Annotated in this window: 24 protein-coding genes; 17 read left to right on the plus strand and 7 right to left on the minus strand. The window is 69.8% G+C overall.

All coding sequences use genetic code 11. The features are described from left to right. Both ABTW65_RS23220 and ABTW65_RS23225 read right to left on the minus strand, forming a co-directional pair. Positions 1-1,110 (minus strand): hypothetical protein, encoded by a 1,110-nt coding sequence (locus tag ABTW65_RS23220; RefSeq protein WP_350664525.1) that lies wholly within the window; start codon positions 1,108-1,110, stop codon positions 1-3. Next, positions 1,107-1,610, minus strand: coding sequence for a SigE family RNA polymerase sigma factor (locus ABTW65_RS23225; protein ID WP_350664527.1), 504 nt, complete (start codon positions 1,608-1,610; stop codon positions 1,107-1,109). Before ABTW65_RS23225 ends, ABTW65_RS23220 begins: the two co-directional genes overlap by 4 nt. Positions 1,611-1,754: 144 nt before the next feature. Between ABTW65_RS23225 and ABTW65_RS23230 the strand changes: the two genes are divergently transcribed. The 4 genes from ABTW65_RS23230 (at position 1,755) to ABTW65_RS23245 (ending at position 9,305) form a co-directional block, all read left to right on the plus strand. Next, positions 1,755-3,518 carry a serine hydrolase domain-containing protein gene (locus ABTW65_RS23230; RefSeq protein WP_350664529.1) on the plus strand — a complete coding sequence of 588 codons (1,764 nt, stop codon included), beginning with the start codon at positions 1,755-1,757 and terminating at the stop codon, positions 3,516-3,518. A 137-nt stretch (positions 3,519-3,655) separates the two neighbouring features. After that, positions 3,656-4,345, plus strand: coding sequence for a DnaE2-dependent mutagenesis accessory factor ImuA' (imuA', locus tag ABTW65_RS23235; RefSeq protein ID WP_350664532.1), 690 nt, complete (start codon positions 3,656-3,658; stop codon positions 4,343-4,345). Next, positions 4,342-5,868 carry a Y-family DNA polymerase gene (locus ABTW65_RS23240; RefSeq protein WP_350664534.1) on the plus strand — a complete coding sequence of 509 codons (1,527 nt, stop codon included), beginning with the start codon at positions 4,342-4,344 and terminating at the stop codon, positions 5,866-5,868. Before imuA' ends, ABTW65_RS23240 begins: the two co-directional genes overlap by 4 nt. A 14-nt stretch (positions 5,869-5,882) precedes the next feature. Further along, entirely contained in the window at positions 5,883-9,305 is a 3,423-nt protein-coding gene (locus ABTW65_RS23245; protein ID WP_350664535.1) for an error-prone DNA polymerase, read from the plus strand. Between the two features lie 200 nt (positions 9,306-9,505). Here the strand turns inward: ABTW65_RS23245 and ABTW65_RS23250 are convergent, their stop codons facing one another. Together ABTW65_RS23250 and ABTW65_RS23255 are read right to left on the minus strand one after the other, a co-directional pair. Next, a complete protein-coding gene (locus tag ABTW65_RS23250) occupies positions 9,506-10,213 on the minus strand; it encodes a GNAT family N-acetyltransferase (protein WP_350664537.1) in 708 nt (235 codons plus the stop codon). Between the two features lie 84 nt (positions 10,214-10,297). After that, positions 10,298-11,509: an MFS transporter gene (locus ABTW65_RS23255; protein ID WP_350664539.1), complete on the minus strand. Its 1,212-nt coding sequence runs from the start codon at positions 11,507-11,509 to the stop codon at positions 10,298-10,300. 95 nt (positions 11,510-11,604) lie between these two features. On the opposite strand from ABTW65_RS23255, the gene hemW reads away from it, so the two are divergent. Beyond that, positions 11,605-12,816: a radical SAM family heme chaperone HemW gene (hemW, locus tag ABTW65_RS23260; RefSeq protein WP_350664541.1), complete on the plus strand. Its 1,212-nt coding sequence runs from the start codon at positions 11,605-11,607 to the stop codon at positions 12,814-12,816. Positions 12,817-12,905: 89 nt separating this feature from the next. Beyond that, a complete protein-coding gene (locus ABTW65_RS23265) occupies positions 12,906-13,100 on the plus strand; it encodes a PspC domain-containing protein (RefSeq protein WP_350664544.1) in 195 nt (64 codons plus the stop codon). Between the two features lie 7 nt (positions 13,101-13,107). On the opposite strand, the gene ABTW65_RS23270 is transcribed toward ABTW65_RS23265, so the two are convergent. Next, complete coding sequence (locus ABTW65_RS23270) at positions 13,108-13,956, minus strand: DUF3097 domain-containing protein (protein ID WP_350664545.1); 849 nt, start codon at positions 13,954-13,956, stop codon at positions 13,108-13,110. Between the two features lie 19 nt (positions 13,957-13,975). Next, positions 13,976-14,248 carry a hypothetical protein gene (locus ABTW65_RS23275; RefSeq protein WP_350664546.1) on the minus strand — a complete coding sequence of 91 codons (273 nt, stop codon included), beginning with the start codon at positions 14,246-14,248 and terminating at the stop codon, positions 13,976-13,978. A 195-nt stretch (positions 14,249-14,443) separates the two neighbouring features. On the opposite strand from ABTW65_RS23275, the gene hrcA reads away from it, so the two are divergent. The 9 genes from hrcA (at position 14,444) to ABTW65_RS23320 (ending at position 22,430) form a co-directional block, all read left to right on the plus strand. After that, a complete protein-coding gene (gene hrcA / locus ABTW65_RS23280) occupies positions 14,444-15,493 on the plus strand; it encodes a heat-inducible transcriptional repressor HrcA (protein ID WP_350664548.1) in 1,050 nt (349 codons plus the stop codon). Positions 15,494-15,530: 37 nt separating this feature from the next. Beyond that, entirely contained in the window at positions 15,531-16,724 is a 1,194-nt protein-coding gene (gene dnaJ / locus ABTW65_RS23285; protein WP_350664550.1) for a molecular chaperone DnaJ, read from the plus strand. Between the two features lie 17 nt (positions 16,725-16,741). Further along, positions 16,742-17,485 carry a 16S rRNA (uracil(1498)-N(3))-methyltransferase gene (locus ABTW65_RS23290; RefSeq protein ID WP_350664551.1) on the plus strand — a complete coding sequence of 248 codons (744 nt, stop codon included), beginning with the start codon at positions 16,742-16,744 and terminating at the stop codon, positions 17,483-17,485. Between the two features lie 59 nt (positions 17,486-17,544). Next, positions 17,545-18,006 carry a Gmad2 immunoglobulin-like domain-containing protein gene (locus ABTW65_RS23295; protein WP_350664553.1) on the plus strand — a complete coding sequence of 154 codons (462 nt, stop codon included), beginning with the start codon at positions 17,545-17,547 and terminating at the stop codon, positions 18,004-18,006. Between the two features lie 15 nt (positions 18,007-18,021). After that, positions 18,022-19,074, plus strand: coding sequence for a winged helix DNA-binding domain-containing protein (locus ABTW65_RS23300; RefSeq protein ID WP_350664556.1), 1,053 nt, complete (start codon positions 18,022-18,024; stop codon positions 19,072-19,074). A 91-nt stretch (positions 19,075-19,165) separates the two neighbouring features. Continuing rightward, positions 19,166-20,209 carry a PhoH family protein gene (locus ABTW65_RS23305; protein WP_502890655.1) on the plus strand — a complete coding sequence of 348 codons (1,044 nt, stop codon included), beginning with the start codon at positions 19,166-19,168 and terminating at the stop codon, positions 20,207-20,209. A gap of 76 nt (positions 20,210-20,285) precedes the next feature. Next, entirely contained in the window at positions 20,286-20,750 is a 465-nt protein-coding gene (gene ybeY, locus ABTW65_RS23310; RefSeq protein ID WP_350664558.1) for an rRNA maturation RNase YbeY, read from the plus strand. Between the two features lie 17 nt (positions 20,751-20,767). After that, positions 20,768-22,111, plus strand: coding sequence for a hemolysin family protein (locus ABTW65_RS23315; RefSeq protein ID WP_350664560.1), 1,344 nt, complete (start codon positions 20,768-20,770; stop codon positions 22,109-22,111). Next, positions 22,095-22,430 (plus strand): cytidine deaminase-like protein, encoded by a 336-nt coding sequence (locus tag ABTW65_RS23320; protein ID WP_350664562.1) that lies wholly within the window; start codon positions 22,095-22,097, stop codon positions 22,428-22,430. Before ABTW65_RS23315 ends, ABTW65_RS23320 begins: the two co-directional genes overlap by 17 nt. A gap of 15 nt (positions 22,431-22,445) precedes the next feature. On the opposite strand, the gene ABTW65_RS23325 is transcribed toward ABTW65_RS23320, so the two are convergent. Continuing rightward, a complete protein-coding gene (locus tag ABTW65_RS23325; RefSeq protein WP_350664563.1) occupies positions 22,446-22,721 on the minus strand; it encodes a hypothetical protein in 276 nt (91 codons plus the stop codon). Between the two features lie 150 nt (positions 22,722-22,871). Between ABTW65_RS23325 and ABTW65_RS23330 the strand changes: the two genes are divergently transcribed. Beyond that, positions 22,872-24,248, plus strand: coding sequence for an FAD-binding oxidoreductase (locus ABTW65_RS23330; protein ID WP_350664565.1), 1,377 nt, complete (start codon positions 22,872-22,874; stop codon positions 24,246-24,248). Next, entirely contained in the window at positions 24,245-25,549 is a 1,305-nt protein-coding gene (locus tag ABTW65_RS23335) for a class I SAM-dependent methyltransferase (RefSeq protein ID WP_350664567.1), read from the plus strand. Before ABTW65_RS23330 ends, ABTW65_RS23335 begins: the two co-directional genes overlap by 4 nt. Positions 25,550-25,630 lie beyond the last annotated feature (81 nt).

Here is a 25,630-nt window from a genome sequence, read left to right on the forward strand (position 1 = left end):
TCAGACGCAGCCGTACGCCTCGGGACCGCTCGGGGCGTCGGGGTTTCCGCGCGGCTCCTCCGTGACCGTGGGTGCGTCGGGCAGCAGGTGGGCGGCATCGCTGCCGGCGAACTCCTGCCTGAGCTGCCAGGAGCGGGCCTCGGCCAGTGCCGTCTCCGCCCGCTCGATCCGGTTGTCGTCATCGGCCTCGGCGGCAGCCTTCCACTCGTCGTACCAGGCACAGACCGCCCCCTTCGCCACGTCGATCGCCAGGTGGTAGCGGTTCGGCTGGAGGCTGGTCAGCTGGTCCTCGTCGTAGCTCTCCGGAAGAGGTACGCCGGTGAGCAGCTGCTCGATCGTTGCCGATCGCTCCTGGGCGGTGAGATAGCGGTCGGGCAGGGCGGCGTCGAACTCAGCCTGGTCCACCCAGCGCAGCTGGGTGAGGAGCTCCTCGAACTCCGCCTTCGACATGCCGGTGCCGGTGATCACCTGGTAGTGGCCGTCCTTGACCGGCAGCACGACACGGAAGGCGTCCTCGGTCAGCGCGACCTCGTCGGTCTCGACATCGCGGTCGCCGACGTCCTTACCTCCGAGGTAGCTCCAGTAGGTCGCCTCCTGGCCGAGGACCTCGATCGACAGCTCTGTGACGCCGTCGCCGCCGGTGTTGAACGAGCCTGCGAACCTGAGCGCCTCCTGGTAGGTAGAGCTGTCGCCCCAGCCGATGTCCAGGCGAGGGGCTCGGCGGCCGCTGCCTGACGGTTCGTAGTCGACGCCGCCGATGTGGGACGCGTCGGTCACCGAGCCGTCGGACCCGGGCACGATCCACCCGGGTGCGTCGAGGACGAGCCGGTAGGCCTCGGCTGAACGCGGTACCCCGTCGTAGGCGAAGCTCATCGCCGGCTCGAACGGCGTCTCGCCCGGAAGTAGCCGGGGCGCGAGGACGGCGCCGGTCACGGCGAGGGCGCCAGCGAGACCGGCCACGGCGAGACCGCGGGTCCAACGGCGGCGGACGATGGTGCGGCGGGCGGCGCCCGGGCGTGGCGCCCGGGCGATCACTCGCCCGGCGGCAGGGGCGTCCTCGGCGCGCTCGGCGAGAGTGGCGCGGATCAGGTCATCGAGGTCGGTGCTCATCGTGACTCCTCGGCAAGGGTGGTGGACATGAGGTCGGGGTGGCTGCGCAGCTTGGTGAGAGCGCGCATGGCGTTGCTGCGTACGGTGCCTGCGGAGATGCCGAGCGCCTCGGCGATATCGGCATCGGCAAGGTCCTCGTAGTAGCGGAGGACCACGACGGCGCGCTGCCGCGGAGGCAGTGCGCCGATGCGCTGCCAGAGCAGGTGACGTACGCCGACTGCTTCTGTCTCGTCCTCGCCGGCTCGTTCCGGCAGATCGGCGACGACGAGCTCGCTCGAGGCGCGTTTGCGGCGCCAGCTCAGGTGTTGGTTGAGCAGGATCTTGCGGGCGTACGCATGCGGGTCGACGACGTGGGTCATCCTCGACCAGCGCCGGCACAAGCGCTCCAGGGTGTCCTGGACGAGGTCCTCGGCGCGGTGACCGTCACCGGTCAGCAGGTAGGCGAGCCGCAGCAGCGCGCCGCTGCGCGTCACCACGTACTCGTCGAAGTCTGTGTCCATGCTGTCCTCCGTCTGGGCCCGCTTCTGTCCGGGACCTCTGCCTCTTCGATGCGGCGGCACGGCGTGGGTGTTGCGCTGACGGTGCAACTGTGGCCTCTAGGCTGCAAGGCGTCGAGCAACTTCTGCCACCGAAGGAACGCCTGTATGAGCCTGAACACCTCTGTCGTCGACGAGCTCTTCCAACAGCGCTTCGAGGAGAAGCTGACTCCGGGGCTGGCCTATGGGGTCGTACGCGGCTCCGAGCTGCTCCACTCCGGCGCGTTCGGGGCGACGACCGAGGGTGGTCCGGCGCCGACGGCCGAGAGCGTCTTCCGGATCGCGTCGATGTCGAAGTCGTTCACGGCGGCCGCGGTGCTGCTGCTGCGTGACCGCGGGCTGGTCGACCTGGATGAGGCGATCGCGCAGTACGTGCCCGAGCTCGTCGACCAGGCTCCCTACTCCGCCGATTCCCCGGCGGTGACGCTGCGGCTGCTGCTCTCGATGTCTGCCGGACTGCCGACCGACGACCCGTGGGGCGACCGGCAGGAGTCGCTGTCCTACGACGACTTCGGGACGTTCCTCGACGGAGGCTTCACGACCGGGCAGGAGCCGGGGGTCGGGTTCGAGTACTCCAACCTCGGCTATGCGCTGCTCGGTCGCGCGATCGAGAACGTCGTCGGTGGTTCGTCTCCCGAGGGGGCGAACCGGGACTTCGTCGAGCACGAGCTGCTGGCGCCGCTGGGGATGACCTCCTCGGCCTACTCGCCCGATGCGGTGCCCAACCGGGTCCCCGGTCACGTACCGCCGCTGCACCCGGCCTGGGCCGGCGACCGGCTCGAGGGCCCGCCGACGTGGGCCCCGACGGCGCCGGTGCCGTCCGGTTCGTTCGCTGCGATGGGCGGCCTGCACTCCTCGGTCGCCGACTTGGCGCGCTGGGTCGGCGGCTTCCTGGGCGCCTTCTCCTCCGCCGCCGATGGGCATCCGCTGTCGAAGGCGTCGCGGCGGGAGATGCAGCAGCTGCACCGGTTCGGCTCGGTGTCGGCCTCGCTGGGGTTCGAGGGTCCTGAGGCGGGTGTCGGGGCGGTCGCCGCCGGCTACGGCTACGGCCTGATGGTCGACCACGACAGCCGGCTCGGGCAGTTCGTCCACCACTCCGGTGGCTACCCCGGCTACGGCTCGCGGATGGTCTGGCACCCCGCGACCGGCCTGGGTGTGATCACGCTGTCCAACAGCACGTACGCCGGGGGCTACCCGACCGCGATGACCGCGCTGCGCTCGCTGGTGTCGGACGAGCTCGCCGGCAACGGTCCGCAGCGGTTCTCGACGGTGGTCAAGGGCCTGCGGCCGCGGCTCGACGCAGCGCTGGAGGCCGCGGTCGAGCGGCTGCGTACGTTCGATCCTTCGGGCGCTGAGGTCTTCGCGCTGCCGTCGCTCTTCGCCGACAACGTCGAGCTCGACGCGCCCGACGCCGGCCGCCGCGTCCAGATCACCCAGGCGCGCGCGAAGGTCGGGCTGCCGCTGGGCGGCGCGCCCTACGGCTACTTCTCCCGCGGGATGGGCGTCGCGCTCGCCGTGGTGCCGGCCGAGAAGGGTCGCTACGACATCGAGGTCATGCTCTCGCCGGAGGCCGAGCCGCGCATCCAGACCCTGCGCGTCAACGCCGTCCCCGACGCCCATGGTGGCCTCATCGCCGCCGCCCGCGCCGCCCTCGAGGAGAGCTCCCCGGTCATCGCCGCCCTCCGGGCCTTCGGTCAGCCCGAGCTGATCACGACGCCCCTGTCCGGTGACGGTTCGTCGAAGGCCGACTTCCTGGTCGTCGCCGGCGCGACGTACTGGAAGATCGCGGTGGCCAAGACGACCACCGTCACCGCCCTCCCCACCTCCGACTACCCCCGCCTCACCTACCTCGCCTCCGCGCTCCGCGGCTGACCCCTGCCGAGGCGTCAGCTACGTCGGTCGAGATGGCATTCCGCTGCCAACTCGACCGACGTGAGTGACGTCTCGGCCGGCGGGAGCGACGCCTCGGCGGGGTTGCTCCGTTCGAACAAATGTTCGATACTCATTGAGTGGGAGTGGTAGCGGGGATTGAGCGACACCAGAAGCTGGCTCAGATCGAGCAGCTTCGGTCGAAGGTGCGACGGCTGGAGCAGAAGCCGGGCATCGGTGCGGAGCTGGCTACGCACGAGGCGCTCGGTGGAGTGGTGCAGCTTCGGGCCGGCGGGACGTACGCGGCCGACTCGCTGTCGTTGGCGGTGCTGCTGCTGGCAGGACCGTCGGCGGCGGGGGAGTGGACCGCCGTCGTCGGGGTGGAGGACTTCGGCGTCGAGGCGGCGGCCGAGGCCGGTGTCGACCTGGAGCGGACCATCCTGGTGCCGCGCCCCAAGGACTCCTGGCTGGAGGCGACCGCGGCGCTGGTGGACGTGGTCACGCTGGTGCTGGTCCGGCCGACCGGTCGGGTGACCCCGAGCGTCGCCGAGAAGATCGGTGCCCGGCTGCGCACCCGCGGTGCCGCGCTGGTCGCGCTGGGGGAGTGGCCGAGAGCAGACGTACGTCTGCGGGCGACCGAGCCGCGCTGGGTTGGGCTGGGCAACGGCGACGGCCATCTCCGGGCGAGAAGGATGGTGGTCGAGGCGGTGCGCGGGACGGCTCCGCCGCGGCGTACGGCGCTCTGGTTCCCGGCCGAGGACGGCGGTCTGCGGCGCGTCCTCGAGCCCGTCTCTGGCCTTGCTGACCTGCGGAAACAGGAGTCGGCATGAGTCGGACGCTGGTGGTCTGGTGCGCCGACTGGCCGGTCGCCGCAGCGCTGGGCGAGGCCGGCCTGCCGCGGCACCTTCCGGCCGCGGTCTTCGCGCAGAACCGGGTCCAGGCCTACAACCAGGCTGCGCGGGAGTTCGGGATCAAGCGCGGGATGCGCCGCCGCGACGCGCAGTCGCGCTGCCCGGAGATCCAGGTGCTCGCCGCCGACGAAGCCCGTGACGCGCGGGTGTTCGAGGAGGTGCTGGTGCGCCTGGAGGAGCTGCGCCCCGGCGTCATGCCGCTGCGCCCCGGGCTGGTCGCGCTGCGCTCGCCGGCACGCTTCTACGGTGGCGAGGCCGAGGCCGGCGCGGCGATCGCCGAGTGCGTGGTCGGGCTCGGGATCTGGGACGTACGGATCGGCATCGCCGATGAGCTCTTCACCGCCGAGCAGGCCGCGCGGAGCGCCGGGCTGCAGGAGACGTACGCCGTCCCGGCAGACGGAGGCTCCACCGCGTTCCTGCGCGCCCTGCCGGTCCATGTCCTCGAGGACGCGAACGCGGTCAGCCTGCTGCAGCGACTCGGCCTGACCACCCTCGGTGGCCTCGCCGACCTGCCCGGCGCCGACGTCAAGGCGCGCTTCGGCGCGCAGGCCGCCTGGGTCCGCCAGGTGATCCATGGTGAGGGAGCGCGGCCGGTGACCGGGCGTACGCCACCGCCCGAGCTCACCACCGAGGTGGCCTTCGAGCCGCCGCTCGACTCCGCCGAGGCGGTCTGCTTCTCGGCCCGGCAGGCGGCGGAGGGGTTCGTGAAGGGCCTGGCGACGCGACAGGAGGTCTGCACCGAGGTGCGGATCGAGGTCGCGATGGAGGACGTCACGGACTCGGTACGCACCTGGGCGCACCCGCGATGGTTCTCCTCCGTCGATCTCATCGACCGGCTGCACTGGCAGCTGGCCGGGGCGGTGTCGGGTAAGCGCGGAGGAGCGGTGACCGAGGTCCGCTTCGTCCCCGAGGTCGCCGTCTCCGAGGCGGTCCACGCCGATGGTCTCTGGGGCGGCACGAACGAGCGCGTCGATCGCGGCATCGCCCGGGTGCAGGGCCTGCTCGGCCATGAGGCAGTCGTCGCCCCGGTGCTCCAGGGCGGCCGGACGCCACGCGACCGGCAGGCGTACGTCCCCTGGGGCGACCGCCCCACCACTCTCCGCGACCGCACGCTGCCGTGGCCGGGGAGCATCCCGCCGCCGGCGCCCGCCCGGGTCCTGGCCGAACCCTGGCCTGCGGAGGTCTGCGACCAGGCCGGGCGGCAGGTGCTGGTGCTCCCGCGCGGCGGTGTCTCCGCCGACCCCGCCCGCTACCGGCCCTCGGCCGGCCAACCCTGGCAGCGGGTCGCCTCCTGGGCAGGTCCGTGGCCGGTCACCGAGGCGTGGTGGGAGCCCGGCGGCGGGCGACGAGTCGCCCGCTTCCAGCTCGTCGGGGTCGACGGCCGCGCCTGGCTGGCCACCTTCGACACCGACCACTGGCTCACCGAAGCCAGCTATGACTGACGGGGCGGTGGCTGATGGGCTGGAACAACCCCGAGATCCCGTGGAAGGAACTGGAGCGACGGCTGTCCGGCCGCCCGCCGAAGGACCCCTACGGCGACGCGCCGATCTCGCGGCGCAAGAAGCGGCTGACCGACGAGTCGGTGCGCTGGCCGGAAGGCCCGGTGGTGCCGTACGCCGAGCTCCACGCCCACTCCGACTTCTCCTTCCTCGACGGAGCGAGCTCGCCGTCGGCGCTGGTCAGCGAGGCGATCCGGCAGGGGCTGCACGGGATCGCGATCACCGACCACGACGGCTTCTACGGGGCTCCCGCCTTCGCCGAGGCGGCGCAGAAGCTGACGGAGCCGGGGCGACGGCTGCTGACGATCTACGGCGCCGAGCTGTCCCTGGGCCTGACCAAGCCGCAGAACGGGGTCGCCGACCCCGAGGGCAGCCATCTCCTAGTTCTCGCCCGGGGCGTCGAGGGCTACCGGCAGCTGGCCGGCGCGATCACCGAGGCGCAGCTGCGCGGCGACGAGAAGGGCCGGCCGGCCTACGACCTCGACGAGCTCGCCGACCGGGCCTGCGCCGGCAACTGGCTGATCCTGACCGGGTGCCGCAAGGGCACCGTACGCCAGGCCCTCACCAGCACCGGACCGATCGCCGCGGCCCGGGCGCTGCGCGAGCTCACCGACAGGTTCGGCCACGACAACGTCGTCGTCGAGCTGACCGACCGCGGCCATCCGACCGACTCCTACGACAACGACCTGCTCGCCGGCATCGCCCGCGAGGCCGGCCTGCCCACCGTCGCCACCAACAACGTCCACTACGCCACCCCGGACCGGCACCGGGTGGCCGACGCGCTCGCGGCGGTCCGCGCGCGGCGCACCCTGAGCGACATCGCCGGCTGGCTCCCGGCCGGGCCGGTGGCGTACGTCAGGACGGGGGAGGAGATGGACCAGCTCTTCCGGCGCTACCCGGGCGCGGTGGCACGCAGCGTCGAGATCGCCGATGAGTGCGCCTTCGACCTGCGCAAGGCCACCCCGAAGCTGCCCAAGCGCGGGATCCCCGAGGGCGAGACCGCCGCGAGCCGGCTGCGCAAGCTGACCGAGGAGGGTTTCGCGGAGCGCTATGCGGAGGCGTACGCCAGCGACCCGAAGTTCGTCGAAAAGGCCCGCAAGCGTGTGGAGCACGAGCTCGACGTCATCGAGCGCAAGGACTTCCCGGGCTACTTCGTGATCGTGCACGACATCGTCGAGTTCGCGCGGAGCGAGAAGATCCTCTGCCAGGGGCGAGGGAGCGCGGCGGCGAGCGCGGTCTGCTACGCCCTGGGGATCACCGCGATCGACCCGGTCTTCTACAAGCTGCCGTTCGAGCGGTTCATCTCTGAGCACCGTGAGGAGGAGCCGGACATCGACGTCGACTTCGACTCCGACAAGCGCGAGACGGTGATCCAGTGGGTCTACGACACCTACGGCCGCCGCAACGCCGCGCAGGTCGCGAACATCGTCGGCTACCGGCCGAAGATGGCGGTCAGGGACGCGGCCAAGGCGCTCGGCCACAGCCCCGGCCAGCAGGACGCCTGGTCCAAGCACCTCGGCTACTCCCGCGTCGAGGCACCGGACGACGTCGGCATCCCCGCTCCGGTCCTGGCGCTGGCCGAGGAGATCCACGGAACCCCGCGCCATCTCGGCATCCACTCCGGCGGCATGGTGCTGACCGAGGAGCCGATCGGCGAGGTCGTACCCATCGAGCGTGCCCGCATGGAGAAACGCACCGTGATCCAGTGGGACAAGGACGCCGCCGAATACATGGGACTGGTGAAGTTCGACCTGCTCGGGCTCGGGATGCTGGCGGCGCTCGACCACATGATGCACCTGGCTGCGGAGCACCTGGGGGAGGAGTGGACCCTGGCGACCATCCCCAAGGAGGAGCCGGCGGTCTACGACATGCTCTGCCGGGCCGACTCGATCGGGGTCTTCCAGGTCGAGTCGCGCGCGCAGATCGGCACCCTGCCGCGCCTGCAGCCGCGCTGCTTCTACGACCTGGCCATCGAGATCGCGCTCATCCGGCCCGGACCGGTGCAGGGTGGTGCGGTCCATCCCTACGTACGCCGGGCCACCGGGCGCGAGGAGGTCAGCTTCGCCCACGAGCTGCTGGAGCCGGTGCTGGAGCGGACCCTCGGGGTGCCGCTGTTCCAGGAGCAGCTCATGGAGATGGGCCGCGTGCTCGGCGACTTCAACCACGACGACGCCGATCTGCTGCGCCGGGCGATGGGCTCGAAGCGTGGTCTCGAGCGGATCGACTCGCTCAAGGAGCAGCTCTATGAGGGCATGCGAGCCAAGGGCATGACCGAGGAGACCGCCGAGGCGGTCTACACCCAGATCCTCTCCTTCGCGAACTTCGGCTTCGCCGAGTCCCACGCGCTGAGCTTCGCCAAGCTCGTCTACGCCTCGTCGTGGTTCAAGCTCCACTACCCGGCCGCGTTCCTGGCCGGCCTGCTCCGCGCCCAGCCGATGGGCTTCTACTCACCGCAGTCGCTGACCCAGGACGCCCGCCGCCATGGAGTGGAGGTACGCCGCCCCGACCTCGTCCTCAGCCAGGCCGCCGCCGGCCTGGAGCCGCTCGATGTCGACGTCGTGTCGCCGACCGGGAAGGAGGAGTGCCGGCTGGACGGGGAGAAGACCCCGTGGGTCCCCGGCACCCCCGACCCGACCCCGGAACACCGGCGTGACGGCAACTTCGCGGTGCGGCTGGGCCTGGACTCCGTACGCGGCATCGGCAAGGACGTCGCCAAGCGGATCGTGAAGGCCCGCGAGGAGGCACCGTTCAAGGACTCCCTCGACCTCTCCCGTCGCGCCGGACTTGAGCGGGCCCAGCTCGAGGCGCTGGCGACCGCCGGATGTTTGGAGGTGTTCACATCGAGCCGTCGCCAGGCGCTGTGGCAGGCGGGCTGGACCGAGACCGAGGACCAGCTCGAAGGGGTGCGGTTCACCGCCGAGACCCCCGCGCTGCCCGGCCTCGACCCGGTCGAGGAGACCCTCGCCGACCTCTGGGCGACCGGCGTGACCCCCGGTAGCCATCCCTTCGCCCATCTCCGGGCCGGCCTGACCGCGGCGGGACTCCCGAAGATCAGCGACCTCCCCACCTCGGAGCCCGGCCGACGCATCACCGTCGCCGGCTTGGTCACCCACCGCCAGCGTCCCGGGACCGCGGGCGGCGTCACCTTCATCAACCTCGAGGACGAGACCGGCATGCTCAACGTCGTCTGCTCCGCCGGCCTGTGGAGGAAGCACCGCAAGATCGCCGTCTCCACCTCCGTCATGCTCATCCGCGGCATCCTCGAGCGCAACGACGGGGTCACCAACCTGGTCGCCGACCGCCTCGCCCCGCTCGAGGAGATCCACCCCGAGGCAGCCAAGGCCATCGCCTCCCGCCACCGCTCCCGCGACTTCCACTGACAGCCGAGACGTCGGCTACGTCGGCCGAGGCGTCGGCTACGTCGGCCGAGGCGTCGGCTACGTCGGCCGAGGCGTCAGCTAGGTCGGCCGAGGCGTCAGCTAGGTCGGCCGAGATGGCAGCCGGTGACCTCTCGCGCGACGTACGTGACGTCTCGGCCGACGCGGGTGACGCTTCGGCCGACGGGGGTGACGCTTCGGCGCTAGGCGGGCGCGCGGAAGAGCTCGAAGGTCGTACGCCGCCGCTCCTCGAACCCGAGGCCGAGGTAGACCGAGATGGCGCCGGTGTTGGCGACCGACGCGTGCATCAGCGCGCGGGAGCCGCGGGCGCGGATGTCGGCGGTGACGGCGAGGACGAGGCGGCTGGCGAGGCCGCGGCCGCGTGCCTCGGGCGCGGTGCAGACGGCGCTGATCTCGATCCACCCGCCCGGGTGCATCCGCTGGCCTGCCATCGCGACGAGGCGGCCCTCGTGGCGCAGCCCCAGATACGTACCCATCGTGTGGGTCGCCTTCTCGAACGGTCCCGGCTCGGTGCGGGCGACGAGGTCGAGCATCTCGGGGACGTCGGCGTCCCCGAGCACGACCGCCGCGGGATCGGGCGCGGCAGCGACCCGTGACGTCTCGACGAGCTGAAACCCTTCGCCACCGCCGACGACCGACCACCCTTCCCCGCAGACACCGGCCGCGCCGGTGATCAGCGCGGTGCCGCCGGGCCCGACGGCTGCGGCCAGGTCCCGCCACGCCTGCGGGTCACGCGGGTCCGAGACCGCGGCGAAGGGCGAGACGTCAGGACGGTAGCGCCGACCGAGTCCCGAGCCCTCGGCGAGCGAGGCGTGCGCACCGGTCAGCGAGTGCCAGACCGGGTTGTCGAGAACATCGTCGAGAAGAAGATCAGGCTGCGAGACGGACACGCCGGAATTTTCCCACCACCCCTCCCGTGACGGTTAACCCTTTTCGACAGGTGGATCGGCCTCGACCATGCTGGCGCGTGGACGTCAGTGTCGTGCCGACCGGAACGGCGACAGTGCGAGGATCGCCGACGCGACCGCGAACACCGCGACAGCCAGCCACAACGTGGGCCGGAAGCCCAGCAGATCGGCCAGCAGACCACCGGCCACCGCACCTGCGACGGCAATGGTCCGGTTGGCCGAGCGCCTGGTCGAGTTCACCCGCCCCTGCACTTCGTCCGGTGTGTTCGCCTGCCAGTAGCCCATCTCATTGGCGTTCTCCAGGCCCATCCCCAGTCCGAGGACCAGTTGCCCGGTCGCGACGACGATGAGCGGGAGCACTGTTCCCGATGATGCGGAAGGTGCGAGCGCCACGACAGCCCACGCGACCATGGTGAGGACACGTCCTACAAGAACGACCAGTCCGGCCCCGAACGCATGTCCGAGTCGCGTGGCCAGCAGTGCTCCGATCAGGCCACCGACTCCGGCGACGGCGAGGGCGATGCCGTACGTCAGCGGGCTCAGTCCCAGCGGTCGGAGCGCGAACGGCACGAGCACCGTGGCGGCCATGCTGTTCCCGAGGAACCAGACATGCGTCGACCAGGCCAGCGGTGCGAGAGTCGGGTGTCGGTAGATCCAACGGATCCCTTCGGAGATCTCCTGGCGCAGGCGGGTGGTGGTCGGTCGCGGAGGCGGTTCATCGATAGGAACCCTCGAGATCAGCACCGCGCTGACCAGATAGCTGACCGCGTCCACGAGAACCGCCCACGGCGCACCGAGCAGCGATACCAGTCCGCCGCCGACCACCGGGCCGGTCGTCTGCGCCACCGTCTCGCTCTGGTCGAGTCGTGCATTGGCGGCCAGGAGTTCGGACCTCGGCACCAGCCGGGGCAGGAACGACTGGACCGCCGCGAACTCGATGACGTTGAGTGTTCCGAACAGGAACAGCACAACAGCAACGGCTGACAGCGAGAGCCTGTCCAGCACCCACAGGGCGGGAATGACCAGCAGTGTTGCGGCCAGAAGGACGTTCGACCACACCAGTACCGGCTTGCGACGCATCCGGTCGACCAGTGCGCCGACGACCAACCCCAGCAGCAGGTACGGCAGCAGTTGCACCGCCCTGATCAACCCGACTTCGGTAGCGCTCGCGCCGAGGACCGAGACGACCAGCACTTGAATCGCGATCACGGTCACCGACGAGCCGAACGCGCCGATCGTTGCCGCGGTCCAGTAGGTGCGGAACCCCGGGACGGACACCCGGCGATCCTAGGGGCCCAGCACCGCCTCGCCGCCAGAACTGCCCACCCGACCGCCATTTCTGACTACTCGGTGCTGGGGTTGAGAATGGAGGGGTGCCTTCCGCTCTGCCTCCCGGTGACCCCGCCCCTACCGACGGGTCACTGCCGGCCGAGTCGCTGAGCACGCTGGGCGAGAAGGGGCTGGGCTTCTACGTCCACGTCCCGTTCTGCACGGTCAGGTGCGGCTACTGCGACTTCAACACCTACACCGCGATCGAGCTGGGCCCCGGCGTGAGCCGGCAGACGTACGCCGACCAGGCCATCGAGGAGGTCCGGCTGGCGCGCCGGGTGCTGGGTGAGAGCGGCAAGCAGGTGAATACCGTCTTCTTCGGCGGCGGCACCCCGACGCTCCTGCCGGCGAGCGACCTGGTCAGCATGCTCACCGCGATCAAGGACGAGTTCGGCCTCGCCGACGACGTCGAGGTGACGACCGAGGCCAACCCCGACTCCGTCGACCTGGACTACCTGCGCGCCCTGCGCGAGGGCGGCTTCACCCGGCTCAGCTTCGGCATGCAGTCGGCCGTCCCCCACGTACTCGAGACCCTCGACCGCACCCACGACCCCGAGCGGGTCCCGCAGGTCGTGGAGTGGGCCCGCGAGGCCGGCTTCGAGCAGGTCTCCCTCGACCTCATCTACGGCACTCCGGGGGAGTCGATCGACGACTGGCGCACCAGCCTCGACACCGCGCTGGCCAGCAACCCCGACCACATCTCGGCCTACTCGCTCATCGTCGAGGACGGCACCGCCCTGGCCCGAAGGGTCAGAAGAGGCGAGATCGAGATGCCCGACGAGGACGACCTCGCCGACAAGTACGAGCTGGCCGACGCCACGCTGCGAAAGCACGGCCTGACCTGGTACGAGGTCTCCAACTGGGCCACCGACGAGAGCCAGCGCTGCCGCCACAACATGCTCTACTGGCAGGGCGGTGACTGGTGGGGTGTCGGCCCCGGCGCCCACAGCCACGTCGGCGGCACCCGGTGGTGGAACGTCAAGCACCCCAAGGCGTACGCCGACCGCATCGGCGCCAAGCAGAGCCCCGCCCACGCCCGCGAGATCCTCGCCGAGGAGGACCGGCGGGTCGAGCGCGTCCTTCTCGAGCTGAGGCTCGCCGACGGCCTCCCAACAGAAGCCCTCGACGACGACGGCCGTGCCGCTGTTCCGGAGCAGGTACGCCGCGGCCTGGTCACCGTCGCCGACGACACGATCTTCCTCACCGAGACCGGCAGACTCCTCGCCGACGCGGTGGTCCGAGACCTGCTCCCCTGAGCATCCCTGAGTTCGGGACCTTGGTCCTGATCGAAGGATCAGGGGTGATCCTGATTGGTAAAGAGGGCCCGACAGGGGAGAGTGGAGCTATGGCAACCACAACTCTTTCCCGTCCCAGCAACGACAAATGGATCGCCGGCGTGTGCGGCGGTCTCGGCAACCGTTTCGGCATCAACTCGAACCTGATCCGGCTGGCCTTCGTCATCTCCTGCCTGCTCCCCGGGCCGCAGTTCATCGTCTACATCGTGCTGTGGATCATCATGCCGAAGAAGTCGGCCTACTGACCGAGGCTCAGACGGGCTCGGTCACGAAGTCGATCAGCTCCTCGACCCGCCCGAGCAGGGCGGGCTCCAGGTCGCCGAACGAGTTCACCCGTCCCAGGATGTGCTTCCAGGCCCGGGCGATGTCGGCCTGATCGCGGTGGGGCCAGCCCATGTGCTGGCAGATGCCCTTCTTCCACTCGATCGACCGCGGCACGCTCGGCCAGGCCTCGAGCCCGAGCCGGCCCGGCTTGACCGCCTGCCACACGTCGATGAACGGGTGACCGACGATCAGCACGTGCTGGCCGACCGCGGAGCGCCTGATCGACTCCGCGATCCGGGCCTCCTTCGAGCCCTTGACCAGATGGTCCACCAGGACCCCGACCCGCCGCTCCGGTCCGGGCTTGAACGAGACCAGGTGGTCGGCGAGGTCGTCGACACCGCCCAGATACTCGACGACGACGCCCTCGATCCGCAGGTCGTCACCCCAGATCTTCTCGACCAGCTCGGCGTCGTGACGCCCCTCGACGAAGATCCGCGACTCGCGCGCGACCCGGGCCTTGACGTTGTCCACGGCCACCGAGCCCGACGCGGTGCGGGTCGGCTTCGCCGGTGCCGTGCGGGTCACCGGGGGAGTGAGGATGACCGGCTTGCCCTCGAGCCAGAAGCCGGGCCCGAGCGGGAACGTACGCCGCTTGCCCTTCCGGTCCTCCAGGGTCAGCGTGTGCAGGTCACGGTCGATCCGCACGATCTCGCCGACGAAATCGGTCTCGACCTCCTCGACCACTGCGCCCAGCTCTGCGGGAGTCTCGACGGCACGCCCGTTCTTGGGCTTGCGCCAGTCGCCGGCCAGTACGTCGGAGCCGTAGCGATCGCTCATCCGGAGAACGGTAGTGGAGTCAGCAGCGAGAACCGGTGAGCACTCGCCCGAGCTGCTCGAGAACCTCGTCCGGGGTGGCCGCGGTCTCCGGGAACCGGAAGGTCACGTGATGGCCGCCGTCGAGGGTGATCCAGGAGACATCGACGCTCTCGGCGGTGAGGTTGGAGAGACGTACGCCCACGATGTGACGCGGCCGCAGCCCGAGCCGTGCCGAGAGCGAGCGGCACAGGTCCGCCTGGTGCTCGTCGTTGGCGTGGACCGTGATGCGGGCCAGCAGATCGTCGGCGATCATAGGACTCTCCAGTGGGGCGGAAGCAGTGCAGAATGACTCTAAGGTCAGCCTAACCTAAGGCTATCTCGATGGCGACAGAAGTGTTCCGTTCCACAGAGCGGAGCGGCCACCGGGAACTGGTGCCTGTGACGCGAACCGGTAGGATTGGCACTCGCACGGAATGAGTGCCAGGCAGCCAGGACGATAGGAGGGCAGATGCAGAACGAACGCAGGCTCTCCGTCCTCAGGGCGATCGTCGAGGACTATGTGAAGACCGAGGAGCCGGTCGGCTCCAAGGCGCTCGTGGAGCGTCATGGTCTCGGCGTCTCCCCGGCGACGGTGCGCAACGACATGGCCGCGCTGGAGGAGGAGGGCTACATCACCGCCCCTCACACCAGTGCCGGCCGGGTGCCCACCGACAAGGGCTATCGGCTCTTCGTCGACCGGCTGACCACGGTCAAGCCGATGACCGCGGCCGAGAAGCGGGCGATCGCCGGCTTCCTCGAGGGCGCGGTCGACCTCGACGACGTCGTCACCCGCTCGACCCGGCTGCTCTCCCAGCTGACCCGCCAGGTCGCGGTGGTGCAATACCCGACGCTGAGCCGCTCGACCGTGCGCCACGTCGAGCTGGTCGCGCTGGCCCCGACCAGGCTCCTCCTCGTGCTCATCCTCAGCACCGGCCGCGTCGAGCAGCGACTGCTCGAGGTGACCGAGGAGGTCTCCGAGGAGACCCTGGCCACGCTCCGCGCCAAGATCAACACCGCGGTCGCCGGTGCGGTCATCGCCGAGGCCGGCGAGGCGCTGCGCACCATCGCCCGGCCGGCCGATGCGCCCGCCGACGCCCCGCAGACGGATACATTGAAGGATGGGCTCGCGGCCGCGGTGGCGGAGGCCCTGATCGAGGCGATGAACGACCACCGCTCCGACGAGCGGATCTCCATCGGCGGCACCAGCAACCTGGCCCGCTTCGGTGACAGCTTCGACACCGCCGTACGCCCGCTCCTCGAGGCCCTCGAGGAGCACGTCGTCCTGCTCAAGCTGATGGGCGAGGCGACCGCGGGCGGACTGGTCACGGTGCGGATCGGTGCCGAGGGCCCCTACCAGGAGCTGTCGCAGACCAGCGTGGTGGCGACCGGCTACGGACCTGGCGACGAGGCGCTGGCCACGCTCGGCGTGGTCGGCCCCACCCGGATGGACTACCCCGGATCCATGGCGGCGGTGCGCGCGGTGGCGCGTTACCTCTCCCGGATCCTCGACGAGGCTTGAGCAGCAGACTCGATTCAAGGAAGATCAGCGAACTTCGATGGCAGGAAGACCGACGTTGGACCCCTATGAACTCCTCGGTGTCGACAAGGACGCCGACGACGCAACGATCAAGAAGGCGTACCGGAAGCTGGCGCGCCAGTACCACCCTGACGTCAACCCCGACGCCGAGTCGCAGGAGAAGTTCAAAGAGATCTCCCACGCGTACGAGGTGCTGAGCGACCCGCAGAAGCGGGCGGCGTTCGACCGCGGTGGCGACCCGTTCGCGGGCGGCTTCGGCGCGCAGGGCGCGGGCTTCTCGTTCACCGACATCATGGACGCCTTCTTCGGCGGCGCCGGTGCCGGCACCGGAGGCGCGGGGCGTGGCCCCCGTCCGCGCGTACGCCGCGGGCAGGACGCCCTCATCCGTCTCGACATCGACCTGGCCGAGGCCGCCTTCGGCGTCACCCGCGACCTCAAGGTCGACACCGCGGTCGTCTGCGACACCTGTGGTGGCGAGGGGGCCGCGGAAGGCTCCCACCCGGTCCCGTGCGAGACCTGCCACGGCCAGGGTGAGGTCGCGGTCGTGCAGCGCTCCTTCCTGGGCGAGATCCGTACGCTGCGCCCGTGCTCGGCCTGCAACGGCTTCGGCACCGTCATCCCCGACCCGTGCCGAGACTGCAGCGGCGAGGGCCGGGTGCGCTCCCACCGCACTCTGACCGTCAAGATCCCGCCGGGCGTCGACGACGGCACCCGGGTGCAGCTCGCCGAGCAGGGCGAGATCGGCCCCGGCGGCGGCCCCGCCGGTGACCTCTACGTCGAGATCCATGTCGCCAAGCACGCCACCTTCACCCGCAGGGGCAACGACCTGCACTGCACCGCGAAGGTGCCGATGACCGCGGCCGCGCTCGGCACCACGCTCAACCTGCCGACGCTGGAGGCCGACCTCGTCGGCGATGGCGCGGACCAGATCGACCCCGAGGACGCCTCGATCCAGATCGACCTCAAGGCCGGCACCCAGTCCGGCACCGACCACGTCCTGCGTGGCCGCGGTGTGCCTGGCCTGCGTGGCGGTCGCGGCGACCTGATCGTGACCATCAACGTGGAGACCCCCACCAAGCTCGACCTCGAGCAGGAGGCGCTGCTGCGCCAGCTCGCCGAGATGCGCGGTGAGGAGTCCGTGCAGGGCCAGCTCAAGGCGGCCCACAAGGGCGGCGTCTTCTCCTGGTTCAAGGACACCCTCAACGGCCACTGAGCAAGCGCGGAGCTGACATGACCCTTCCCGTTCACCTCGTCGAGTCGCTCGTCGGCACCCGTGTCGGCGACGACATCGAGGTGAGCGGTGATGAGGGCCATCACGCGGTCGTCGTACGCCGCCTCCGGGTCGGCGAGGAGGTCGTGCTCACCGACGGCGCCGGCGAGGGCGTCACCGGCACGATCACCCAGACCACCAAGAAGTCGATGACCGTACGCGTCGATGAGATCTTCCTCGGCGACGCGCCGCCCGAGCCCGCGCTGACGGTCGTCCAGGCGCTGCCCAAGGGCGATCGTGGCGAGCTCGCCGTCGAGATGCTCACCGAGATCGGCGCCGCCAGCATCGTCCCGTGGGCGGCGACCCGTTCGGTCGCCGTCTGGAAGGGCGAGCGCGCGGTCAAGTCCCTGGCCCGCTGGCGGGCCACCGCCCGGGAGGCCGCCAAGCAGTCGCGCCGGCTGTGGCACCCCGAGGTCGAGCCGCTGGCCACCACCGACGCCGTCGTGGCCATGATCGAGGCGGCCGACGTCGCCGTCGTTCTCCACGAGGAGGGCACCCTCCCGCTCGGCGCGGTCCCCGTCATCGACGAGGGCACCATCCTCGTCGTGGTCGGCCCCGAGGGCGGCCTGACGGACGAGGAGATCTCCCTGTTCGAGAAGGCCGGCGCCACCACCATCCGTCTCGGTGGCGAGGTCCTGCGCACCTCCACCGCCGGCGTCGCCGCCTCCGCCGCCCTGCTGGCTCGCACCCGCCGCTGGGACTGACCGCCGACTGCTCGGCGTGGTGGGTTCCTCCTTCGGAGGTGCCGGGTGAGTATGGACGCATGAGGAGCACACGTACGCGTCCGGCTGGCGCCATCATCGCTCTTGCACTCTGCGGCGTACTGGCTGGTGGGTGCGGTAGCGACAACGCCGTCGCCGAGGATCCAGAGGTGTCGGCAGAGCCGTCCGAGGAGCCGTCGACGCTGCCACGCACCTCCGGCCTGATCACGCTGGCGGAGCCGGCCGAGGGCGCGACGGTCTCGGACAGCTTCGAGGCCTCGGGCAAGGCCAACTCTCCCGAGGCCAACGTGCCCTGGGAGATCCGCAACGGCTCCGGTGAGACCGTGCTCGAAGGTCACGCGACCGCGGAGGGCTGGGTGGACAAGCTCTACCCGTGGAAGACCACGGTCGACGTCTCCGAGCTCGAGCCCGGGACGTACCTCTTCATCGCCCGCACCGACGACACCTCCGACGGCGAGGGGAAGCCTTCTGAGGAGGTCGGCGCCCGGATCACCGTCGAGTAGGAGATCATCGCTACCGTGATCCTCACCGAACGGCAGCTCAACCGGACCCTCCTGCTCCGCCAGCATCTGCTGTCGCGGGCCTCGCTCACCCCGGCCGAGATGATCGAGCATCTGGTCGGCCTGCAGGCGCAGGAGTCGTCGCCGCCGTTCTTCGCGCTGGCCGCCCGGCTGGAGTCGTTCGACCCCTACGCTCTCAGCGCCCAGCTCGAGTCGAGCGCGCTGGTCCGGCTCTCCTCGCTGCGGTCGACGATCCACATGCACACCGCCGCCGATGCCGCGCTGATCAGGGCCTGGACCCAGCCGGTCCACGACTTCTACACGCAGCGGGTCGAGATCGTCCGCCCGGCGGCGCAGCTGGAGGGCTTCGTGGAGGCGGTCGAGGACGTACTCGCTCTCGGTGCCCTGCCCAACGCGGCCCTCGAGGCCGGTCTGGTCGAGCACTTCCCCGATGTCCCGGCGAAGGCGCTCGGCCTGCGGGCGCGCAACGAGCTGCCGCTGGTCCAGCTGCCGCCGCGGGGCCTGTGGAAGGGCTCGGGCGGGCTCGTCTACGACCTGCTCCCGCGCTGGACGGGCGTGCCGCCGGTGGAAGTGGACGATGTCGTCCCGACGCTGGCGCCGGAGATCGTACGCCGCTACCTGCTCGCCTTTGGGCCGGCGACCGCCGCGGACATCACCACCTGGTCGTCCCTGACCCGCCTGGGCCCGGTGATCAAGCGGATCGAGGGGCTGGTGACCTACCGCGACGAGGCCGGCAAGACCCTCTACGACGTCCCGGACGCTCCGCTGGCCACCGGCGACGAGCACGCCCCGGTGCGGCTGCTGGGCAGGTTCGACAACGTGTGGCTCTCGCACGCCAACCGCGAGCGGATCACCGCCAAGGGGACCCGGAAGGAGTGGGGCATCGGCGGTGGCGGCGCGGTCATCATCGCCGGCGGCCACCTCATCGGTCTCTGGAAGCCCGTCGACGGCAAGGTCGAGGTGGTCAAGCTGCTCCGCGACCTCACCCCGGACGAGCGCGATGAGCTCGCCGAGGAGACCGTACGCGTCGAGTCGCTGCTCGCGAGCTGACGCCGGAACTATCCAGTAGGAGCGGGGCCTAGCGCCCGCGTACCATGGACGCATCAGCCTCGTGACGAGAAAGGGCCCGCTCCGGGCATCCATGACCGATCGACACCCAAGTCCGCTTCCGACCGACACCTCCGACCCGGGGGTAACCGCGACCACCAAGCACACCGTGGTCGTTCCGAACAGCGTCGACATGGTGACCGTCCTCGGTCCGGCCGATGAGTATCTCGGGATCATCGAGGCCCACTTCGACGCCGACGTGCACGTGCGCGGCAACCGGATCACCCTTCACGGCGCCCCCAGCGAGATCGCGATGATCGAGCGGGTCCTGGAGGAGCTGGTCCAGATCATCCGCACCGGCCAGGGCGTCAGCGGCGAGACCGTTGAGCGCGTGATCGGCATGCTCCAGGCCGACACCACCGAGAAGCCGGCCGACGTGCTGAGCCTCAACATCCTCTCCAACCGCGGTCGGAGCATCCGTCCCAAGACGCTCAACCAGAAGCGCTATGTCGACGCGATCGACAAGCACACGATCACCTTCGGCATCGGCCCGGCCGGCACCGGCAAGACCTACCTGGCGGTCGCCAAGGCGGTCCAGGCGCTGCAGACCAAGCAGGTCACCCGGATCATCCTGAGCCGTCCCGCGGTCGAGGCCGGCGAGAAGCTCGGCTTCCTGCCCGGCACCCTGACCGAGAAGATCGACCCCTACCTGCGCCCGCTCTACGACGCGCTGCACGACATGATGGACCCGGAGCTGATCCCCAAGCTGATGGCCTCGGGCACCATCGAGGTGGCCCCGCTCGCGTTCCTCCGTGGGCGAAGCCTGAACGACTCCTTCATCATCCTCGACGAGGCGCAGAACACCACGCCCGAGCAGATGAAGATGTTCCTGACCCGCCTCGGCTTCGGCTCGAAGATCGTGGTCACAGGTGACGTGACCCAGACCGACCTGCCCAACGGCCAGAAGTCCGGGCTCCGGGTCGTGGAAGGCATCCTCGACGACGTCAAGGACATCAGCTTCAACAACCTGACCAGCCACGACGTCGTACGCCACCGACTGGTCGCCAAGATCGTCGCCGCCTATGAGGAGCACGACGTGCAGAGCCAGGGACGGGCCTCCGGAGAGAGCAGGGCATGAGCGAGCGCCAGCGAGCGGCCATAAGCCTCAGGCCGCCGCGTCCGTATGATTGCGCTTGCGCTACGGAGGCGGCGGCATGAGCACGGAGATCATCAACGAGTCCGAGCAGGAGATCGACGTCGAGCACGTCGCCAAGCTCGCTCGTTTCCTGCTCGAGCAGCTTCGCGTGCACCCGCAGGCCGATCTCCGGATCAAGTTCGGCGACGAGGCCACGATCACCGAGCTCAACGAGCGCTACTTCGACACCGAGGGCCCGACCGACGTGCTGTCCTTCCCCGGTGACGAGCTGCTCCCCGGCCGCCTCGACGAGGAGCCGGAGGAGGGCGACCTGGGCGATATCATCATCGCCCCGACGATCGCGGCCAAGCAGGGTGAGGCAGCCGGTCACGGCACGGTCGCGGAGATCGAGCTGCTGACCACCCACGGCATCCTCCACCTGCTCGGCTACGACCACGTGGACCCCGACGAGCACGCCGAGATGTTCGGGCTGCAGGCCAAGCTGCTCAACGCCTGGGGCTCCTCGGCCACCGCACCCGAGTAGGAGCACCACCACCAACCATGGACGATGCGAGGCTGCTGATCGCAGCCGCAGTTCTGGTCCTGATCGCCGGCATCTTCTCGGCCGCCGACGCGGCGCTCAGCGCCTTCTCCCGCGCCCGGGCCGCGGAGCTGGTCTCCGAGGGTCGCGCCGGGGCCAAGCGCCTGGTGGCGGTGGTCGGCGACCCCGCCCGCTACGGCAACACGGTGCTGCTGCTCAGGATGCTGTGCGAGATCGGCGCGACGGTGCTGGTCGCGCTGTGGGCGTACGACCTCTATCAGGGGCGCTGGTGGCCGACCGTGCTCACCACGACCGGGACGATGACCGTGGTCTCCTTCGTCGTCATCGGCGTCGGGCCTCGCACCCTGGGGCGTCAGCACCACGAGGTCATCGCCCTCGCGGTCGCCGGCCCGATCGGCGCCATCACCGCCATCCTCGGCCCGATCCCGAGCCTGCTGATCATGCTCGGTAACGCGCTCACCCCCGGCAAGGGCTTCCGCAAGGGCCCGTTCTCGACGGAGACCGAGCTGCGCGAGCTGGTCGACATCGCCGAGGCCTCCGACCTGATCGAGGCCGACGAGCGCCGGATGATCCACTCGGTCTTCGAGCTTGGCGACACCCGTGCCCGCGAGGTGATGGTGCCCCGCGGCGACATCGTCTTCCTGGAGCGCCGCAAGACCCTGCGCCAGGCGCTGTCGCTGTTCCTGCGCTCGGGCTACTCCCGGATGCCGGTGATCGACGACAGCCTCGACGACATCATCGGGATGGTCTACCTCAAGGACGTCGTCGCGCGGGACTTCGAGGCGCCGGAGGTCGAGACCACCCAGCGGGTCGAGTCACTGATGCGCAAGCCGACCTGGGTCCCCGACTCCAAGCCGGTCGACGAGCTGCTGGCCGAGATGCAGCAGCACCGCCAGCACATCGCGGTCGTCGTCGACGAGTACGGCGGCACCGCCGGCCTGATCACCATCGAGGACATCCTCGAGGAGATCGTCGGCGAGATCACCGACGAGTACGACATCGAGGACCGCGAGCCGCTCCACCTCGGCGACGGCTCCTGGCGGGTGCCCTCGCGCTTCCTGGTCAGCGACCTCGAGGAGCTCATCGGCCTCCCCGTGGAGGAGGACGACGTCGACTCCGTACGCGGTCTGATGGCCAAGCATCTCGGCCTCGTGCCGATCCCCGGGACCGAGGTCGAGGCCCACGGGCTCTGCTTCGTGGCCGAGGAGGCTGCCGGCCGGCGTAACAAGATCGGTACCGTACGCATCAGCGTCGTCGTCCCGGCCGAGACCGAAGCCGACGACGAGGACGAGCAGCGCGAGAAGTCGGACAGGAAGAAAGAGGCCCATGCCCGAGCAGAGTGAGCCCTCCGCGGAGGACCGCAAGCTGGTGACCCTGGCGCGCGCGACGCGTGCCCGCACCGGGGCGGCCGAAGGAGCAGCCGTACGCGACCTCGACGGCCGCACCTACGCCGCCGCCACCGTGGACCTGCCCTCGCTCCAGGTCTCCGCGATCGGCGTCTGTGTGGCGATGGCGGTGGCCTCCGGCTCCAAGGGCCTCGAGGCCGTGGTCGTGCTCGGCGAGGCCGAGGAGGCCTCTGCCAACGACCTCTCGATCGTCAAGGAGTTCGCGGGCGAGGACGTCCCGGTCCTCGTCGGCGATCCGCGCGGCAACCTCCGCTGAGCGCCTTCGGGCTGCTCAGCGAGCGGCTCGGTGGCCGCCGGTGCCGCCGCCTGCCCCGCCGGACTCGGCGAGGAGCGGAAGGGTGCCCAGCTCGATCGTGACGTGGATCCCGTCCTCGTCCCGGTAGGCGGTGAGGCCGTTCATGGTCGCCATGTCGACGCCCTTCTCACGCATGTGCACGACGATCTGGTCGATCGCCAGCGCGAGCCGGGCCTGGGAAACGGACTTGTTGCGCCACTTGACCTGGTTCTCGGTGAAGTAGGGGGTTGCCTTCTCGGCGAGCGTTGACACAGCGTCACGATGGGCAGCACTGGACATGGGGACCCTCCAGGGTGCACGAGATTGGGGGCGCTCGACGGGAGCAGTCGGCGCTTGTGACTGTAAGCGAACGAACGTGAAAATCGAAACCCGAGATCCCAGGGCGCGAGTAAAGTGCGTGGAGTGACGGGTGAGACTGGTTGGCAACGACACACCGAGGCCGTCGAGCGGCTGACGACCTCCTACCAGGAGATTCCTGACGGCGCTCCCGTCAGGCTGGCCAAACGCACCACAAACCTCTTCCGGGCCCGGGCGGCGACCGACGCCCCCGGACTCGACGTCTCCGGCCTGAGTGGCGTGATCGAGGTCGATGCCGCGGCGGGCACTGCCGACGTACAGGGGATGTGCACCTACGAGGATCTCGTCGACGCCACCTTGGCGTACGGGATGATCCCGTACGTCGTCCCGCAGCTGCGCACGATCACGCTCGGTGGCGCGGTGACCGGGATGGGCATCGAGGCCACCTCGTTCCGCAACGGGATGCCGCACGAGTCGGTGCTGGAGATGGACATCCTGACCGGGGCGGGCGAGATCGTCACGACGCGCCCCGGGGACGACCTCTTCGACACCTTCCCCAACTCCTACGGCTCGCTCGGCTACGCCACCAGGCTCAAGATCAAGCTGGAGAAGGTGCCGGGCTACGTCGCGCTGCGGCACGTACGCTTCGACGACCTCGGCCTGCTCACGAAGACGATCACGCAGATCACCGAGACCAGGACGTACGAGGGGGAGCGGGTCGACGGGCTCGACGGTGTCGCGTTCGAGCCGGGGGAGTACTACCTGACCCTCGCGACCTGGACCGACAAGGCCACGCAGACCCCCAGCGACTACGGCGGCCAGCAGATCTACTACCGCTCGATCCAAGAGCGTGAGACCGATGTGCTGACGACCTACGACTACCTGTGGCGCTGGGACACCGACTGGTTCTGGTGCTCGGGCGCCTTCGGCGCGCAGAACAAGTACCTCCGCAGGGTCTGGCCGCGCCGGCTGCGGCGCTCGGACGTCTACATGAAGCTGGTCGGCCTGGACCGGAGGTTCGGTATCGCCGACAAGCTCGACGCGCGTGCCGGACGGCTTCTGCGGGAACGGGTGATCCAGGACATCGAGGTCCCGGTCGAGAACCTTCCGGCCTTTCTGGAGTGGTTCGACGCCGAGATCGGGATGCGGCCGGTGTGGCTGTGTCCGCTGGTCTCCCAGGGGACGAACACAGGAGGGAAATGGCCGACCTACCCGCTCGAGGCGGGCCGGACGTACGTCAACGTCGGCTTCTGGGGCACGGTCCATGTCGGCCCCGGAGCCGTCAACGCTCCCAAGAACCGTGCGATCGAGACACAGGTCCACGAGCTCGGCGGGCATAAATCGCTCTACTCCGAGGCGTTCTATGACAAGGATGTCTTCGACGCTCTCTATGACGGGGACAACCTCGCTGCCGTGAAGGCGAGGTATGACCCCGGCAACCGGTTGACCGATCTGTACAGCAAGGCGGTGAAGAGACTGTGAACCATATTGCAGAGACCATCAACGAACTCTTCGACGGTGGGCTGCCGATCAAGCTCACCGCGTACGACGGCAGTGTCGCCGGCGACACGGACTCTCCCTTCGGGATGGAGATCCTCAACCCGCGCGGGCTCGCGTTCCTGCTGACCGCGCCGGGCGATCTGGGTCTGGCACGTGCCTACGTCAGCGGCGACATGGCCCTGCACGGCATCCATCCGGGCGACCCCTACCCGCTCCTGGACCTGATCCTGGACAAGACCGACTTCAAACGGCCCAGTCCTCGGGAGACGGTCGACATGGTGCGCGCGCTCGGGGCGAAGAACTTCGTCCCGCCCAAGCCACCGCCGCAGGAGCACCTGCCCGCGTGGCGGCAGCGAGCCGAGAACGTACGCCACCTCTCCGGTCGCGCGATCAGCGCGCTGCCGTGGACGCGGCACTCGCCCGAGCGGGATGCCGACGCGATCCACCACCACTACGACGTCTCCAACACCTTCTATGAGTACGTCCTCGGCCCGTCCATGACCTACACCTGCGCGCTCTACCCGACCGATGACGCCACGCTCGAGGAGGCGCAGGCGGCCAAGTACGACCTGATCTGCCGCAAGCTCGGGCTCGAGCCCGGGATGCGGCTGCTCGACATCGGCTGCGGCTGGGGCGGGATGGTGCGCCACGCGGCCCAGCACTACGGCGTCAAGGCGCTCGGTGTCACCCTCTCGCGCGAGCAGGCCAACTGGGCCCAGAAGGCGATCAAGGCCGATCGTCTCGACGACGTCGCCGAGGTGCGCTTCTCCGACTACCGCGACGTGGTCGAGGGGGACTTCGACGCGGTCAGCTCCATCGGGCTCACCGAGCACATCGGCGTGGCCAACTACCCGGCCTACTTCGGCTTCATCAAGAGCAAGCTGCGCGATGGGGGCCGGCTGCTCAACCACTGCATCACCCGTCCCGACAACATCTCGAAGGCGAACGCGGGGGCCTTCATCGACCGCTACGTCTTCCCCGACGGCGAGCTGATCGGCTCGGGCACCATCGTGTCCGCGATCGAGAACACCGGCCTCGAGGTACAGCACCACGAGAACATCCGGGTCCACTACGCCAAGACCCTCACGGCGTGGAACGACAACCTCCGCGACAACTGGGACGCCTGCGTCAACGAGGTCGGCCTCGGCACCGCGAAGGTCTGGGGCATCTACATGGCCGGTTCCCGGATCGGCTTCGAGCGCAACAACATCCAGCTCCACCACGTGCTCGCCACCAAGACGGTGGACGGGCTCTCCGGCTACCCGCTGCGGCACACCTTCTAGATCGAGATCGCGGCAACTGTCGAAATGGCGGTGACTCCTTCGTGGAACAGGTGAAGAGTCCTGAACCAGTCGAAGGAGACA

Source organism: Nocardioides sp. NPDC127503, assembly GCF_040302165.1.
Taxonomy (GTDB): Bacteria; Actinomycetota; Actinomycetes; order Propionibacteriales; family Nocardioidaceae; genus Nocardioides.

What these genes read in the sequence shown, in the direction of transcription:
- ABTW65_RS23220 (WP_350664525.1), bottom strand. Translation starts at nt 1,110, where the DNA reads ATGAGCACCGACCTCGATGACCTGATCCGCGCCACTCTCGCCGAGCGC.
- ABTW65_RS23265 (WP_350664544.1), top strand. Translation starts at nt 12,906, where the DNA reads ATGGCAACCACAACTCTTTCCCGTCCCAGCAACGACAAATGGATCGCC.
- dnaJ (WP_350664550.1), top strand. Translation starts at nt 15,531, where the DNA reads ATGGCAGGAAGACCGACGTTGGACCCCTATGAACTCCTCGGTGTCGAC.
- ybeY (WP_350664558.1), top strand. Translation starts at nt 20,286, where the DNA reads ATGAGCACGGAGATCATCAACGAGTCCGAGCAGGAGATCGACGTCGAG.
- ABTW65_RS23315 (WP_350664560.1), top strand. Translation starts at nt 20,768, where the DNA reads ATGGACGATGCGAGGCTGCTGATCGCAGCCGCAGTTCTGGTCCTGATC.
- ABTW65_RS23305 (WP_502890655.1), top strand. Translation starts at nt 19,166, where the DNA reads ATGACCGATCGACACCCAAGTCCGCTTCCGACCGACACCTCCGACCCG.
- ABTW65_RS23290 (WP_350664551.1), top strand. Translation starts at nt 16,742, where the DNA reads ATGACCCTTCCCGTTCACCTCGTCGAGTCGCTCGTCGGCACCCGTGTC.
- hrcA (WP_350664548.1), top strand. Translation starts at nt 14,444, where the DNA reads ATGCAGAACGAACGCAGGCTCTCCGTCCTCAGGGCGATCGTCGAGGAC.
- ABTW65_RS23245 (WP_350664535.1), top strand. Translation starts at nt 5,883, where the DNA reads ATGGGCTGGAACAACCCCGAGATCCCGTGGAAGGAACTGGAGCGACGG.
- ABTW65_RS23295 (WP_350664553.1), top strand. Translation starts at nt 17,545, where the DNA reads ATGAGGAGCACACGTACGCGTCCGGCTGGCGCCATCATCGCTCTTGCA.
- ABTW65_RS23320 (WP_350664562.1), top strand. Translation starts at nt 22,095, where the DNA reads ATGCCCGAGCAGAGTGAGCCCTCCGCGGAGGACCGCAAGCTGGTGACC.
- ABTW65_RS23275 (WP_350664546.1), bottom strand. Translation starts at nt 14,248, where the DNA reads ATGATCGCCGACGATCTGCTGGCCCGCATCACGGTCCACGCCAACGAC.
- ABTW65_RS23230 (WP_350664529.1), top strand. Translation starts at nt 1,755, where the DNA reads ATGAGCCTGAACACCTCTGTCGTCGACGAGCTCTTCCAACAGCGCTTC.
- ABTW65_RS23225 (WP_350664527.1), bottom strand. Translation starts at nt 1,610, where the DNA reads ATGGACACAGACTTCGACGAGTACGTGGTGACGCGCAGCGGCGCGCTG.
- ABTW65_RS23240 (WP_350664534.1), top strand. Translation starts at nt 4,342, where the DNA reads ATGAGTCGGACGCTGGTGGTCTGGTGCGCCGACTGGCCGGTCGCCGCA.
- ABTW65_RS23270 (WP_350664545.1), bottom strand. Translation starts at nt 13,956, where the DNA reads ATGAGCGATCGCTACGGCTCCGACGTACTGGCCGGCGACTGGCGCAAG.